This window comes from Calidithermus chliarophilus DSM 9957, assembly GCF_000430045.1.
In the GTDB taxonomy this organism is placed as follows: domain Bacteria; phylum Deinococcota; class Deinococci; order Deinococcales; family Thermaceae; genus Calidithermus; species Calidithermus chliarophilus.
Genome location: NZ_KE387027.1, coordinates 61,274 through 75,599, shown reverse-complemented (window position 1 = coordinate 75,599; position 14,326 = coordinate 61,274). Strand labels below are relative to the sequence as shown.

Below are 14,326 nucleotides of genomic sequence, written 5' to 3'. Positions count from 1 at the left end.
GCGTACAGGGGCCTCCCGGGGGTCGAGCCGCCGGGCGGCGCTGAAGGCCTCGAGCGCCCGCTCCAGCCCGCCCTGGCCGAACAGCAAGTAAGGCCGCCGCAGGCGCTCGAGGGCCTGCCCCAGCCCGTAGAGGTAGTCCTGGTTGTGGGGGTCGAGCGCCAGCGCCTCCTCGAAGGCGGCCCTCCCCTGCTCGAGCCGCCCCAGCTCCAGCAAGACCCAGCCCCGGCCGGCGGCGTACAGGGCCTCCCGGGGGTCGAGCCGCCGGGCGGCGCTGAAGGCCTCGAGCGCCCGCTCCAGCCCGCCCTGGCCGAACAGCAAGTACCCGCGCAGGTGGGCGTTGCCCAGCTCGTAGTGCAGCCGGGGGTTGGCGGGCTCGAGCCGCACCGCCCGCTCCAGGGCTTCCCGCGCCGCCAGCGGCTCGGGAGGCCGGCCCCGCTCGAGGGCCCGCTGGCTCAGGTAGGCCCTCGAGGAGAACACGCCGCCCAGCGCCACGAGCAGCAGCGCCGCCCCCACCAGCCCGGCCTGGCCCCACCCCTTCAGCATCACGCCAGGACCGGCGCCAGGAACACCAACGCGCCCAGGGCGAGCCCGCCCGCCCAGGAAGCCCCTCGAGCCCAGCCGCTCACCGGCCCTCCAGCCGCACGATGGCCGCCTCGAAGCGGGGGTCGGCCTTGACGGCCTGCCCCTCCCGGTAGCGGCGCAGGGCTTCCCCAGGCCGCCGCAGGCGCTCGAGGGCCTGCCCCAGCCCGTAGAGGTAGTCCTGGTTGTGGGGGTCGAGCGCCAGCGCCTCCTCGAAGGCGGCCCTCCCCTGCTCGAGCCGCCCCAGCTCCAGCAAGACCCAGCCCCGGCCGGCGGCGTACAGGGCCTCCCGGGGGTCGAGCCGCCGGGCGGCGCTGAAGGCCTCGAGCGCCCGCTCCAGCCCGCCCTGGCCGAACAGCAAGTACCCGCGCAGGTGGGCGTTGCCCAGCTCGTAGTGCAGCCGGGGGTTGGCGGGCTCGAGCCGCACCGCCCGCTCCAGGGCTTCCCGCGCCGCCAGCGGCTCGGAGGCGGCCCGCTCGAGGGCCCGCTGGCTCAGGTAGGCCCTCGAGGAGAACACGCCGCCCAGCGCCACGAGCAGCAGCGCCGCCCCCACCAGCCCGGCCTGGCCCCACCCCTTCAGCATCAGCGTCATCGGCGGCACCCCGGCGTGTAGCGGTGCTGGGTGTAGGCCTCCAGCGCGTCGGCGAGCAGGGGCGGGGCCTCGGCGAAGCGGCGCTCGGCCTCGAGCACGATCCCCACCGCCGCCGAGGGCTCGGCCCCGGCGGCCAGGCTCAGCTTCACGGCGATGAGGTTCTGCACGAAGCGCGTCGGCTCGGAGGCGTCGGCACGCCGCAGGACGGCCCGCAGCTCGGCCTCCGGGCGCAGCCGCCCGCCCAGGAAGAGCTGGCGCACCGGCCAGGGCGCCTCCCGCCAGTAGGCCACGGGCTTGGGGCAGGCCCGCGGGCCCACCAGCGCCGCGTCGCTCTGGTACTGCGCCCAGGCCAGGCTCAGCGCCACACCCGCCCAACCGATCCACCGAACCTTCACCCGTACAGCCTACCCGGCCGCTCGTGAAGCCCTCGTTAAACCCGCCGCCGCCCCCGGCGCGTCCTGCCCGGCCCGCCGGTCCCCCGCCCTACCGCCCGGCGTTACGGCGCTCGAGCACGCAAAACGTGGCGGTCACGTCGGGCTTTACGTGGAGGGCTAGCCGCCGGCGGTCAGCGGCATGATCAGGAACAGCCAGATGTTGGCCAGCCCGTGGGCGATGGACACCCCCAGCAGCGAGCGGGTGCGCCAGGCCAGCCAGCCCCAGGTCCAGCCGACCACCGCCACGAACAGCACGTCGGCCCCCGACTGCCAGCCGAAGTGGAAGGCCCCGAAGATCAGCGCCACGTAGGTGATGCCCCCCAGCGGCCCCAGCACCGCGATGGCGGTGTTCTGCAGCAGGCCCCGGAAGAGCAGCTCCTCGCTGAAGCCGGTGAAGATCATGAGCATCAGCGCGGGCAACAAGACCTCCGACCACTCGAGGCTCCCCGCCATGGCCTGCGGCTGGATGATGCGGTGCTCGATGATGCCCACCACCGGCCCGCTGATGGCGATCAGGATCTGCACCGGCAGGAAGCCCACCTGGATGCCCAGCTCCTGGCGGCGCAGGTTGAGGGTGCGGATGGTCATGAACACCGCCACGATGAGCGGGAGGTTGACCAGCGGGAACCGCCAGACGGGGTCGACGAAGGTCTGGGGCATCATCAGGTCGAGCACCCGCACCATGGGGGCCAGGGCCAGCACGCTCAGCATGCGGGCCGCCGGGCCGCTCAGGTAGGCCGCGTGGATCAGCGCGGCCAGGACGATGAGCGTGTGGACGAGCATCCCGGGGCCCCGGCTGGCCCCGGCGGCCAGCCACTCGGCCAGCACCAGCCCGGCGAAGTAGAGCCAGACCGGCCAGAACGGGCGTTTTTGGGCAACACTTTCTACCACGGACGCCTCCTAAGGTTGGGCCTCGCTGCGCAGGTCCACCCGCAGGTAAAGCTGGCGGTAGGGGGTGGAATCGCCCGGGCGGTAGAGGTCGAAGCTCAGTTGGGTCTCGCCGGAGCCCGCGGGGGCTTTGAGCCTGAGGGTGCGCGCCCAGGTGCCCTCGTCGGGGATGACGGGGGTGCGCAACTCGCCCACGGCAGGGTCGAAGGGCACCCGGACCCGGTACTCCATGCGCCGGTCCTCGAGGTTGCGCAGCACCAGCGTCACGCTGAACTCCTCGCCCGGGCGCAGTTGCCGGGCGTAGTTCTCCAGCCTCCCCTGCGGGCCCAGCAGGTAGAACTCGGTGAAGCGCTCGTTGGGGCGCGCCACCCAGTACACCACCAGCGCCAGCACCGCGAAGCTGGCGACCCAGGCCATCTGCGTGGCGGTCGGGCGCATCTCGGGGATGAAGCGGTCGGGGAGGGCCACCCTCGAGCGCCGCCAGATCGCCAGGAACCCCAGCAGCACCGTGAAGAGCGCCAACCCCACCGCGACCGAGGCGGGCCGGATCTTGAAGGGCGTGAAGTTGAGCACCACGCCCACCAGCACGATCACCGGCACCGACAGCCCCAGGCACAGGATCAGGCGGTCGGCGAAGTCGAGGTCGGAGCGCCGGGGGAAGAGCACGAGCATCAAGGCGTAGCCCGGCAGGGCCAGCATCGCCAGGAAGCCCAGCACCACCCGCGCGGGCGACGTCACCTCCGGGAAAGCCACCACCCAGGCGCCCGCCGCGACCGCCAGGGCCATCACCAACCACAGGTCGCGGTTTTCCTGGCTCAGCTTCATACCCCTCCAGTCTAGTGGCTCATCCCCGAGCCCCAGTGCCATATGCACCCGCTCTTGCTCTTACCATGGCAAAACTTCATGATTGCAATCTGAAAATCCCCCGCGCCGCCGCTGTGGCACACAAAAAAGCGAACCTCGAGGTTCGCTTTTGGCCGGCGGGCAGGGTTCAGAAGGAACTGATGAAGCGGGCTGCCGCGATGCCGAACAGCGCGAAGGCCAGCGGCACCAGGCCCACGTTGGTCAGGCGGGCGAAGTTGCGGGCCCGGGGGCTCTCCGAGGCCGCCGCCAATTCCTTCGAGACCATCAGAATGACCATCGCGATGACCACCAATGCAGTCCAAATAAAAGCCACGGCGGTCGGGTCAGCAGTGACCGCGGTGGTTGTAGTGGTTGTGACAGTAGTAGCTACCACAAGAGACCTCCGTACCCAGCTCGAGTGTAGGTGAGGCCCATAGTGGTGTCAAGCGAACCCGATGCGTTAAGTTCCCGTTACCTATCGGCTTCTACGTTACCATATTTCAACCTTCCCCACAGTTGTTTCCGGCTTACAGTTGAACCCCCGCGGTGTTGACAGGCGCGAAGGCCCATGCTACTTTGGGGGACGCTTGGGCTTGCCAGGCGAGCCTCGAGGGCGATTAGCTCAGCGGGAGAGCACACGCTTCACACGCGTGGGGTCGTAGGTTCAAATCCTACATCGCCCACCAGCACAAACCGAAACAGAGCACCCCGGATTTCACAGCCGGGGTGCTCGGCTTTTCCCCTCCGGCTGTACGGCTCATGGCCTGCCATCTCGAATTTTGTAACGTGGGTTTAACGCAGCCGCGCCTACACTCACCCCAACGCTAAGCCGTGCCGTCGCCCGACTTCCCGGCGTGCCCCGACGGCGGCGGCCTTGCCGGAGGCGGGGAGGTGGCCGGGAATGGTTTACGTGCGTCTGTTCGGCAAGTTCGAGCTCGAGTGCGCCGGGAAAGCGCGGCCGCTCGAGCCCCTGAAGGCGCGGGAATTGCTGGCCTACCTGCTGCTGCAGCGCCCGCGGGCCCACCCCCGCGAGCGCCTGGCCTCGGAGCTGTGGGGCAACACCAGCACGGGGAAGTCCTTCAAGCAGTTGCGCCAGGCCCTCTGGCAACTGCGCTCGGTGCTGCCGGAGAGCGGGCACTTCCTGAAGACCGAGGAGGAGTGGGTTTGTCTGGGCGAGGAGGGCCTCGAGAGCGACGTGGGGCAGTTCCTCCGGCTGGCGCGGGCGGGCGAGGGGCAGGCCGGGGGCGGCCTCAGCCGGGCGCAGGTCGAGGGGCTGGAGCGGGCGGCGGCGCTCTACCGCGACGAGTTGCTGGTGGGCTGGGGGCAGGAGTGGGTGCTGGGCGAGCGCGAGCGGCTGCACGACCTCCACCTGCTGCTGCTCGACAAGCTCATGGACCACTGCCTCGGCCGGGGGCGGCTCGAGGCCGGGCTGGCCTACGGCGAGCGCAGCCTGGCCCTGGACCCGGCCCGCGAGGCCACCCACCTGCGCCTGATGCAACTGCACCACCTCATCGGCGACCGCACCGCCGCCTTGCGGCAGTACAAGCGCTGCGTGCGGGCGCTGTGGCTCGAGCTCGGCGTGGCCCCCTCGCGCCAAACCCGCGAGCTCTACACCCTGCTGCGCGAGGAGGGCGCGGAAGCCTGGCCCCCTGAGCGCAACCTCCCGGAGATGCTGCTGATGGTGCAGAGCCTGTTGCAGGGCGTGCAGCAGATGCTCGCGCAGGGGCGGCGCACGGGCGAGGCGGTGCTCGAGCAACGCGGGAACTGATCGCGTCTCCCACGAACACCCGCCGGGATCGGCGGGTGTCTTGCCCACCCTGCACGGTCGCCCGTGCAGGGTATTCGTGGGAAGCGCCCTGAGGCCCTGCTCAGCCGGGATTGCCCAGGATCCGGATCTGCGGCAAGAACCGGGGCTCGAGGTCCCTGGAGCCCGCCGGGTAGCCGTTGGCCTGGAGGATGAAGGCCAGCAGGTCGAGCACCTCGGCCTCCTCGAGGGTGCCGGCCCGCCCCTGCGGCATGCGGGCGGCGACGTAGCGGGCGAGCTCCTCGGCGGTGCGCCCGCCCCAGCGGGCCAGGAAGCGGGGGCCGGCCAGGGGGGGCCCGTAGCGGCCCTCGAGCCGGGGGCCGTGGCAGGCGGCGCACTGCCGGAGGCTGAGGGCGCGGCCGCGCTCGGCCTGGGCGGGGCTGTACCAGGCGGGGAACGCCCCGAGGTGCGCGTGCCCGCCGTGGGCGAGGGCCACCGCCAGCAGCACCCCGGCGGCAGTCCCAACCCAAAAAACCAGGCGTCGCCGCATCGTCTGCCTCCTCGAGAAACCGGGCGGCTTGCCCCCACGGGGATAAGCCGCCCGGCAGGGCCTCTACTGGCCCACCATCGCGAAGTCGCCGTAGACGAAGTGGTAGGCGTCGGCCTTGGCGTCGTAGGTGAGCTTGAAGCTCCTGGGATAAAGCGTCGCACGGCCCAGCTTGACCGGCTGGGGCACCTCGAGGCTGAAGTCTTGCTTCTTCAGCAGGAACTCGCGGGTGACCATGGGCTCGCTGAAGATAAAGCCGCCCTTGTAGAACCCGGCGATCATCACCTTGTCGAACAGCCCGGGCTTGAGCTGGCCGGGGGCGGCGAACTCCGACATGGGCAGGCCGTGGAAGCCCATCAGCGGCACGCAGAACTCGGCGGCGTTGGCGCCGGGGGGCACCGCGGGGGCGTAGCCCGCGGGGGTGAGCTCGAGCGCCGGCGGGGTCAGGTCCTTGCAGTCGATCTTGGCCACCTCGGCGGCGCTGACGCCGAAGAAGTGGAAGTCGAAGTGGGGGGCCAGGTAGCGCTCCGGGGGGTGGCCGAAGCCCTCCCACCACAGCTCGAGGTGGTCCAGGAAGGTGTTCTGCCTGACCACGGCCGGGAACTCCAGCACCAGGTCGGGCGCCAGGTCGGCGCCCTCGGCCGGGGGCTTGTCGTTCGGCCCGGGCAGCGGCGCCTTCTCGACGGCGGCGGCGGGGATGGTCAGGCCCGCCTCCAACACCTTGCCCTGCCCGTCCAGGCGTGCCCAGCTCGAGACCTTGCTCCCGAAGAGCGTGCCCTCCGGCCCCATCACCATCTGACCCTGGGTGGCCTGGGCCAGCAACAGGCCTGCCGTCGCGAGAAGCCCCGCGGTTGCCGCAACCAAAATTCGACGTGCGAATCCTCGACCCATACCCTTACCTCCTGGTGCGGGTATCAGTCTGGGGCATCGGGTGTTATAAGAGCGTTATAAAATTACGGAGTTCCTGCGCACCGACCAGCCGCCTTTACCGCCGGCGCAGCGCGCTCGGGGGGGTCATCACCAGGCGGAAGACGCCCTGCACCCGCACCTCGTCGCAGTCGAAGAGGCGGAAGACCGGCCCCTTGGGGTTGAGCGACTTGAGCACCTGCCCGTCGTCGCCCTCGCTCCAGACCTTGATCACCCCGCCCTCGAAGCCCACCTTGGGGCAGCGCACCCACACCACCACGATCTCGCCGGGGGCGGGCAGGCGGTCGGCCTCGGCCAGCACCACCGAGCCGGGCGGGATGCCCACGAGCTCGTCGGAGATCATCGAGTCGCCCACCACCCGCAGGGCGAAGAGGCGGTCGCGGCGGGTGCCCTTGGGCAGGAACTCCTCGTCGACCATCAGGTACTCCTCGCGCTCGCCGAGCACCTCCACCGGGTGCATCCCGGCCGCGACCTCGCCCAAGAGGGGTACCCGCAGGTGGGGGCGGTACGGCAGGGCCCCCATGGCCTGCAACCCCAGCCCGGGGTACTCCAGGCCCGTCGCGTGGGCGAAGTCGGCGGGGGTCCAGTCCAGGGCCCGCAGCAGGGCCTCGAGCTTGGCCGCCCCCATCGACTGCGTGGGGTGCACCAAGCCGCGCTCGAGCCGGCTGATCTCGGTCTGGTTGAGCCGCCCCTGCGACTCACGGGCGAGCTGCCCCTGCGACTTGCCCAGCGCCTCGCGGCGCTGGCGGATGGCCCTGGCCCAATCGGGAAGCGACATGCCGACCTCCAATCTATGAGTCATCTTGCATCGAACTTAATCTCGAGTCAAGTCGTATTGACTTGACTGGTGATTCGTCCTAAACTGAAGTCAGTTCCATATTACGCCCAAAACATATCCACAGGCGAGGCCCGGCTGGGCGAAGGAGTGCTTAACCATGATCGGACAGGACTGGACGGTGTACGGCTGGTGCGGCTTTGCGGCGGTGGTCAGCGCGGTGCTGCGCGCGGGGCTCGACGGGGCGCGGGGGCGCTGGCGCAAGGTGGCGCGGGTGGCCTCGAGCGCCTTCTGGGGCCTCTTCGGTTCGCTGCTGCTGGCGGAGTGGCTCGAGCTCTCCCCCCAGGCCGTGGTGGCGGTGGGGGCCCTGCTGGGCTGGATCGGCTATGAGACCACGGTGGGGACGCTGCTGAAGGCCTTCGGGCTGCGGCTGGGCAAGGAGGAGGAGAAGCTCAAGCCCGGCAACCGGGGCTGAGGCAGTGGAAGGCTGTGGGGTAACCCCACAGCCTTCGCGGCGTGTGGCGCCCGGGGCCAGGGGTCGATGATGAGGATCCACCAGTGGTTGAACTGGAACGACCCCCGCAGGACGAAGCCGTCGTACTCGGGCACCCCGGCCGGCGGGGGCGGCAGTTTCAGGGTCTCGATCTCCGACGTGGCCTGGTTATCCACCGTCGCCACCGGCTCCCCCTGGTACGTGCCGATGAGCTTGACGCAGCCCGGCGTGTTGCAGCGGTTGTAGACCTGGGCCTCCACGCTGGCGACCGGGAAGGTGGGGGGCAGGGCGGAGAGGTCGTGGACGATGCCGCCGGCGAAGACGATCACGTCGTCGGCGGACTTGGCGTACTGCACGTCCGCGCCGAATTCCTGGGCCGTCTGGAAGTGGACGTTGACGCTGCCGGTCTCGGTCCCCGGGGCGGGGTCGGACTCCGACTTCTGGCCGTAGGTCTTGAGCACGAGGTCGGTCCCCGGCGCGATGGCGCCGTCGGCGATGCTCGAGTAGTAGATGAACCAGATCTCGAGCGCGCAGGCGTTGCCGTCCTTGCCGTCGGCGCCGTCAGGGATGTCGTTGGGCGTGCCCACCCCGGCCCCCTTGGGCCCCTTGCTCCCTGGGGGTGAGCCGTCCCCGCCGTTGCCGCCGTCGCCCCCCTTGCCGCCGGCGGTGCCGGGGTTGCCCCCGCCCCCCATGCCCTTGGTGCCGGGCAGGCCGGCGTTGGCCGTAGCCAGGCCGCCGTTGCCGCCGTCGCCGCCCTCGAGGAACTTGCAGCAATTGGCGCCCTTGCCGCCGTTGCCGCCGGTGGCGGTGGCGTCGCCGCCGTCGCCCTTGAGGTGGCTCGCCGGGGCGATGGGCCAGATGTTGCCGGCCGCGCCGTCCCCCCCGTCCCCGCCCCTGGCGGTGGCCGCGCCGCCGTCGCCGCCCTTGCCCGCCGGGCACTGGTCGCAGTCGCGACCGTTCCCGCCGGTGGCGGTGGCCAGCCCGCCCTCGCCGCCGTTCGCGCCGGCCTCGATGGGCGCTCCGTTGATGGTCCCGGGCTGCAGGACGATGTAGCCCACGCCGCCCGTGTTGCCGCCCTTGCCCGCCGTGGCGGTGGCGTCACAGCCCTTGGCGCAGGGGTTGGCGCCGGCGTCCGCGGTGGCGGTCGCGTCGCCGCCTGCCCCGCCGCTGCCCCGCCGCACGGTGACCCCGGCCCCGAAGTTGATGGTCTGGCCGCCGACCAGCACGCTGCCCCCGTCGCCCCCCTTGGCGGCGGTGGCGCTCGCCGGGCAGCCTGAGGGGGCTGTACAGCTACCGCCTTTGCCCCCATCCCCGGCGCGCAGGGTGACGTTGTTGCCGATGGTGAGCGTGTTCTGGCGGGACCCCAGGCGCACCGAGCCCCCGTTCCGGCCCGGGGTGGTGTTGGCGCAGGTGCCCGCCACGTTCATGGCCCCGCCGTCCGCGCCGTTGCCGGCGGTGAGGTCGGCGTTGACGGTCACCGGCCCCTCGCTGAAGTGGCTGACCGACCCGCCCGGCCCGGCCTGCTCCGGCGCGTTGACGGTGATCCCGCCCCCCGCCTGGGCGGGCCGGGCCCCTTGTAGGCTGCGGGGCAGGGGCTCGAGCGGGGTGTTCTCGGTGGCGGGGTCGGAGATGAAGATGTCGCCGGCCGAGCGGATGGCCGGGGTGCTCGAGCCAGGCGCCCCCACGGTCACCGGGCCGGCGACGACCAGCTTGATCCCGGGCGGGGCGCCGGGCGGGCTGGCGCAGGAGGTGTCGAGCTGCCCGCTCAGCTCGAGCCCGCCGCCGGCGCGGACCTCGAGGCCCGTGCAATCCCCGGCGATCTTCCCCGCGACCGTCACGTTCCCCGAGACGTTCATGACGACGTTGCCCTTCAGGGTGACGGTGACCCCGGCCGGGACGTTCACCGAGGTGAAGGTGTAGCTACCCCCGCCCAGGGTCGTGTCCGAGCCCGGGCTGAACGCCTGCCTGCCCGGGAGGCACCCCCCTAGCCAGCCCGCCGCGCCGAGCGCCAGTACAGCTAAAAGCTTGAGCCGCATAGGGCCTCCTTGTGCCCCACCCCCGGTCCACCTCCGGGGGAACTCCCTGGGCCGAGCTCTGGTGTTCCAAGGCCAGGCTCTCATCCCCTCGCCGCAGCGAGCCCGCCGATGCCTTCACGTCGCTTTACCCGTACTGTACTCCCGCGCGGTCGGCGCACTATGCCCTTTTTCCAGCCTCGGTGCCGGCAGGGGCCGGAAGCTGCGCCCACTCCGCGGAAACCCCGGTCTCGCGACCCGCGATAACGCAGCTTTCATGCGGATTGGGTAGGCTCGAGGCCATGAAACCCCTCCGCGCGATCCCGCTGGTCCTCCTGCTCGGCCTGGCCCTGGCCCAGGGCACCTACGTCCCCAAGGGCTACACCCTCACCCCCTACCTCTCGGCCAAGCCGGTGCGCAGTTTCAAGGAGGCCAAGGCGGTGCTCAAGCCGGGCACCGACTACCGGGCGGTGCTCGAGACCACCGCCGGGCGCTTAGTCATCGACCTCTACGAGGCCGAGACGCCCAGGACCGTCAACTCCTTCGTCTTCCTGGCGCTCAACCGCTACTTCGACGGGCTGGCCTTCCACCGCGTGGTCGAGGGCTTCGTGGTGCAGGGCGGCGACCCCAACACCCTGCGCGACGACCCCGCCACCTGGGGCACCGGCGGCCCCGGCTACGAGTTCGGCCTCGAGGTTACCCCCAAGCTCACCTTCGACGCCAAGGGCGTGCTGGGCATGGCCCGCACCCAGGACCCCAACTCCAACGGCTCGCAGTTCTTCATCACCCTGGGCCCCACCCTCAACCTCAACGGCCTCTACACCGTCTTCGGCAAGGTGGTCGAGGGCATGGCGGTGCTCGACAAGATCGCCCGGGGCGAGCCCCCGGCCAAGCCCACCCGCATGACCCGGGTGTACATCGTGCAGAAGGCAAAGTGAGCCGGGGCGGTAGCCGCCTCGAGCCGGGCTGCGTAGGATAGCGCTGATGCAGCTCGGCTACTCCTTCTGCCCCAACGACACCTTCATCTTCTACGCCCTCGCCCACGGCAAGATCGCCACCCCCGCCCCCGTCACCGAGGTGCTGGAGGATGTGGAGACCCTCAACGTCTGGGCCCTGGAGGGCCGGCTCCCCCTCACCAAGATCAGCTACGCCGCCTACGGCCGCCTGCGCGAGCGCTACGTGGCCCTGCGCTCGGGCGGGGCGCTGGGGCGGGGGGTGGGCCCGCTGCTCGTGGCCCGCGGCCCGCTGGACGGCTTGCGGGGCAAGCGCATCGCCGTCCCCGGGCGCCACACCACCGCCTTCTTGCTGCTGAGCCTGCGCGACGAGGGCTTCACCCCGGTCGAGATGCGCTACGACCGCATCATGCCCGCCGTGCAGGCGGGCGAGGTGGACGGGGGCCTCATCATCCACGAGTCGCGCTTCACCTACCCGCGCTACGGCCTGGTCAAGGTGCTCGACCTGGGCGAGTGGTGGGAGGGCGAGACCGGCCTGCCGCTGCCCCTGGGCGCGATTTTGGCCCGCCGCGACCTGGGCGAGGTCACCATCCGCGCACTCGACCGCGCGGTGCGGGAGAGCCTCGAGTACGCCTATGCCCACCCCGAGGAAACCGTGGCCTACATCAAGCAGCACGCGCTCGAGCTGGAGGACGAGGTGATCTGGGCTCACATCCGCACCTACGTCAACGACTTCTCGCTGGACGTGGGCGAGGAGGGCGAGCGCGCGGTGCGCGAGCTGTTCCGGCGGGCGGAGGAGCGGGGGTTGTTGCCGGGCTCGAGGCAACCCCTCTTCCTTAAATGAGGGGCAACTGACTTTCAGGCTGTGGCTTTAGGTAATTTTACCTAGTCGGCAGTTGCTTGATCCTGGTTTGAGAACGAAGTATCTTCGTTTTTTGGAGTGTAACCTTATGAAGAACGTCGCTCTCAAGCTCTTTGGTGCTGGGCTTCTGGCCATCTCGCTCACCGCCTGTCCGGGCGTAGTCGGCAACACTGCTGAAAAGGGCAGCGGTGACCTGCAGGGCTGGCCTTCTAGCGTAGAGGGGAAGCTCGAGTTCGTGAGCTACTCGCCTGGAGAAGGTGCCGTGGTAGAGGCTAGCGCCAACATTAACGCCTCAGGCGATTTCAGCTACCAGTTGCCGAACCCCCCCAAGAGCAAGCTAGCCGCTTTTGGCGGACTTCCGGAGTGCTTGAACGTGAGCAACACCGAGGCTAAAACCACTTCCGTAGGAATTGTTGCTTACGAAGGCTCCTCCGCCAGTGCCTCAGGTACGGTGACGCTCGCCACCTATGACGTGACGAAGGGCGCTACTGTTGGTGGAAAGATGGCAGCTCAGGGATACGTGGATAGGGATGTGAGGATCACCGGCACCTGCACCATCAGCGGAGTGACGACCGAGTATGATGTCAGCTTCAAGAAGGGCTGGAACCTCGCCATCGGCACTGTCATGGAGGTCAACAACTCCGGCCAGGCGACTAAGCTCAAAATCACCGCTGCTACCAACCTGAGTGATGAGTTCAAGTGGTGGTACGTGGACTACTCGCCTAGCCAAGCCGCGCGCCCCAAGCTCTTCCCTCAACTCAACTAGTAACAATCTGACTTATCTTGGTCTTGGCCCGCCCCTAGGCGGGCCCTCGCAACTTAAAATCGGCCGTTCCCGGTTGGATCTTTTGGATATTAATCCAACTTTAGGTATTGATTAACCAGTTCCTTGAGATGAACTTTATGTTTGGGTTTGCAAGTCACAACACAACTCAGATTTGGAAAAATCCGACTGCAAACTGTATTCAAGGTTTCTCGTGATCCACGGTGTCTGCTATCCTGGAAGCCTGGAGGCAAAAATGAATAAAATTGCGTTCCGTGTTCTAGGAGCCTGTATTCTCGCAGCAGCACTCACGGCGTGCCCCGGCGGGGGTGGCGGCAGCGCGAGCCAGGGCAGCGGCAAACTGCAAAACTGGCCCTCGAGCTCGACCGGCAAGCTCGAGTTCTATACCACTTTCCCTACGCCTCAAGTTCTTCGAGCTACGGCGAACGTGGACGCCTCGGGCAACTTCTCGTACTCCCTCCCCAACATCCCCGCGACCGAGCTGGGGGACCTGGGGTCGCCCGGCAGTTGCGCCCCCTCGAGCAACCCCTCCGCCAAGGCCGCCAACATCTCCGGGACCGGCGGGATCGTGGCTTACGTCGGGGCGGCGAGCAGTCCTACCGGCATCGTGTTCGTCCTCAGCTTCAGCCCGAGTGCGAGCACCCTCTCGGCAGGAGATCATCTGCTCGTAGGTTTCGTTTTCGTCAACAGCGACGTCACCGTGGTGGGCACCTGCACCTCGGGAGGACTCACTACCGTCTACGACCTGAAGTTCAAGGCGGGCTGGAACCTGTTCATCCAAACAGTGGAGGAGGTCAGCGGCGGGACCGTCACCAAGACCCGCATGACCGCCAGCACGGGTCCGCTGCCCGCCTCGCTCAAGTGGTGGTACGTGCCGGCCACCGCGAGCCTCTCGAGCGTGCGGCCGAAACCGGCGTCCGGCCTCTGGGAATCGGCCTGGTAGAGCGTAAAAAGCCCGGAGCCCGGCCCTGGGGCCGGGCTTTTGTATCCCCGCACCCGGTACCAAATTGTGATAAAGCCGATAAAGTAAAGACGTATGATTCCGGAGCTAGCGGGCATCAGCGACGAGGCCCGCGCCGAACTCGAGCAGATCTTCCACCCCTACACCGCGCGCAGGGGCGGCTATTTGTGCTATCCCGAGGACGACGCCACCACCTTGTACTACGTCAAGGAGGGCTGGGTCCGGCTGTTCCAGCTCGGGGGCAAGGAGGAGGAGATCACCCTGACGGTGGTGGGGCGGGGCGAGATCTTCGGGGAGGCCGCGCTGTTCACGGGGCACAAGTACGGGGTCTTCGCCGAGCCCCTCGTCGATTGCGAGTTGCTCACCGCCGCCCGCGAGGACCTCACCCGCGTGGCCAGCCGCTTCCCCGACACCCAGCGGGCGCTGCTGGTGATGCTCATCCGCCGCCTGCGCCGCGCCGAGGACCGCCTGCGCGACCTGCGCTTCAAGGAGGTGCTGCCCCGCCTGGCCAAGACGCTGCTCGAGGTCATGCAGAAGGGCGAGGAGGGCCTGGAGATCGTGCTCACCCACCAGGACCTCGCCCACATCATCGGCTCGACCCGCGAGACGGTGAGCAAGGTGCTCGCCGACCTGGCGCTGGAGGACGTGCTCGAGCTGGGCTACCGCCGCATCCTGGTGCTCAAGCCGCAGGCGTTGCGGGAGATCTCGAGGTGACGCTAAACGCCAGGGGTCGTACGTCTTATACCGGATTCAAAAAGATAATCATCCAAACCAAAGACCCCCAGAGGCTATCTTTTTGAATCCTAGAGCACACCCCTCCCTGACGGTCGGCGAAGCAAGCGTATCCCTTCCAAGGGGCGCTACCGCCCTCCGCTACGCGGATAACTTCGGTCGGCCGCCCCGCCAGGGCGGGGCGGCGCCGCCATCCGGCG

At 69.2% G+C, this 14,326-nt stretch carries 17 protein-coding genes and 1 tRNA gene; 8 read left to right on the top strand and 10 right to left on the bottom strand.

Annotated features, from left to right (window positions below; all coding sequences use genetic code 11):
• From MEICH_RS0117405 to MEICH_RS28915, 6 genes are all read right to left on the bottom strand, one after another.
• A partial coding sequence (locus MEICH_RS0117405) for a tetratricopeptide repeat protein (RefSeq protein ID WP_027893647.1) occupies positions 1-543 on the bottom strand: 543 nt, incomplete at its 3' end.
• Between the two features lie 79 nt (positions 544-622).
• The gene (locus MEICH_RS0117400; protein WP_027893646.1) at positions 623-1,171 is read right to left on the bottom strand and encodes a tetratricopeptide repeat protein; all 549 of its coding nucleotides are present in this window, start codon (positions 1,169-1,171) and stop codon (positions 623-625) included.
• Complete coding sequence (locus tag MEICH_RS0117395; protein WP_027893645.1) at positions 1,168-1,566, bottom strand: hypothetical protein; 399 nt, start codon at positions 1,564-1,566, stop codon at positions 1,168-1,170. Before MEICH_RS0117395 ends, MEICH_RS0117400 begins: the two co-directional genes overlap by 4 nt.
• Before the next feature lie 156 nt (positions 1,567-1,722).
• Complete coding sequence (locus tag MEICH_RS0117390; RefSeq protein ID WP_027893644.1) at positions 1,723-2,496, bottom strand: CPBP family intramembrane glutamic endopeptidase; 774 nt, start codon at positions 2,494-2,496, stop codon at positions 1,723-1,725.
• A gap of 9 nt (positions 2,497-2,505) precedes the next feature.
• Positions 2,506-3,318, bottom strand: coding sequence for a DUF1616 domain-containing protein (locus tag MEICH_RS0117385; RefSeq protein WP_027893643.1), 813 nt, complete (start codon positions 3,316-3,318; stop codon positions 2,506-2,508).
• A 166-nt stretch (positions 3,319-3,484) separates the two neighbouring features.
• Positions 3,485-3,646 (bottom strand): hypothetical protein, encoded by a 162-nt coding sequence (locus MEICH_RS28915; RefSeq protein WP_157202887.1) that lies wholly within the window; start codon positions 3,644-3,646, stop codon positions 3,485-3,487.
• 301 nt (positions 3,647-3,947) lie between these two features.
• Between MEICH_RS28915 and MEICH_RS0117375 the strand changes: the two genes are divergently transcribed.
• Positions 3,948-4,022: transfer RNA gene (locus tag MEICH_RS0117375), tRNA-Val, on the top strand.
• A 215-nt stretch (positions 4,023-4,237) separates the two neighbouring features.
• Entirely contained in the window at positions 4,238-5,104 is an 867-nt protein-coding gene (locus MEICH_RS25825; protein ID WP_051304315.1) for an AfsR/SARP family transcriptional regulator, read from the top strand.
• A 100-nt stretch (positions 5,105-5,204) separates the two neighbouring features.
• Here the strand turns inward: MEICH_RS25825 and MEICH_RS0117365 are convergent, their stop codons facing one another.
• From MEICH_RS0117365 to MEICH_RS27370, 3 genes are all read right to left on the bottom strand, one after another.
• Complete coding sequence (locus MEICH_RS0117365) at positions 5,205-5,630, bottom strand: c-type cytochrome (protein WP_051304314.1); 426 nt, start codon at positions 5,628-5,630, stop codon at positions 5,205-5,207.
• Between the two features lie 63 nt (positions 5,631-5,693).
• Positions 5,694-6,491: a DUF5602 domain-containing protein gene (locus tag MEICH_RS0117360; protein WP_245587704.1), complete on the bottom strand. Its 798-nt coding sequence runs from the start codon at positions 6,489-6,491 to the stop codon at positions 5,694-5,696.
• A 121-nt stretch (positions 6,492-6,612) separates the two neighbouring features.
• Positions 6,613-7,332, bottom strand: a complete 720-nt coding sequence (locus tag MEICH_RS27370; protein WP_051304313.1) for a helix-turn-helix domain-containing protein — start codon at positions 7,330-7,332, stop codon at positions 6,613-6,615.
• Between the two features lie 157 nt (positions 7,333-7,489).
• Between MEICH_RS27370 and MEICH_RS0117350 the strand changes: the two genes are divergently transcribed.
• Complete coding sequence (locus tag MEICH_RS0117350; RefSeq protein ID WP_027893640.1) at positions 7,490-7,804, top strand: hypothetical protein; 315 nt, start codon at positions 7,490-7,492, stop codon at positions 7,802-7,804.
• Here MEICH_RS0117350 and MEICH_RS28910 read toward each other — a convergent pair.
• Positions 7,714-9,858: a hypothetical protein gene (locus MEICH_RS28910; RefSeq protein ID WP_027893639.1), complete on the bottom strand. Its 2,145-nt coding sequence runs from the start codon at positions 9,856-9,858 to the stop codon at positions 7,714-7,716. The genes MEICH_RS0117350 and MEICH_RS28910 overlap by 91 nt on opposite strands.
• A gap of 278 nt (positions 9,859-10,136) precedes the next feature.
• Between MEICH_RS28910 and MEICH_RS0117340 the strand changes: the two genes are divergently transcribed.
• The 5 genes from MEICH_RS0117340 to MEICH_RS0117320 all read left to right on the top strand — a co-directional run bounded on the left by MEICH_RS0117340 (position 10,137) and on the right by MEICH_RS0117320 (position 14,108).
• On the top strand, positions 10,137-10,772 hold the full coding sequence (locus MEICH_RS0117340; protein ID WP_027893638.1) for a peptidylprolyl isomerase: 636 nt from the start codon (positions 10,137-10,139) through the stop codon (positions 10,770-10,772).
• A 46-nt stretch (positions 10,773-10,818) separates the two neighbouring features.
• Positions 10,819-11,631 (top strand): menaquinone biosynthesis family protein, encoded by an 813-nt coding sequence (locus MEICH_RS0117335; protein WP_027893637.1) that lies wholly within the window; start codon positions 10,819-10,821, stop codon positions 11,629-11,631.
• Positions 11,632-11,737: 106 nt separating this feature from the next.
• Positions 11,738-12,415 carry a hypothetical protein gene (locus MEICH_RS0117330; RefSeq protein ID WP_027893636.1) on the top strand — a complete coding sequence of 226 codons (678 nt, stop codon included), beginning with the start codon at positions 11,738-11,740 and terminating at the stop codon, positions 12,413-12,415.
• 253 nt (positions 12,416-12,668) lie between these two features.
• On the top strand, positions 12,669-13,376 hold the full coding sequence (locus MEICH_RS0117325; RefSeq protein ID WP_157202886.1) for a hypothetical protein: 708 nt from the start codon (positions 12,669-12,671) through the stop codon (positions 13,374-13,376).
• A gap of 93 nt (positions 13,377-13,469) precedes the next feature.
• Positions 13,470-14,108, top strand: a complete 639-nt coding sequence (locus MEICH_RS0117320) for a Crp/Fnr family transcriptional regulator (protein ID WP_027893634.1) — start codon at positions 13,470-13,472, stop codon at positions 14,106-14,108.
• Positions 14,109-14,326 lie beyond the last annotated feature (218 nt).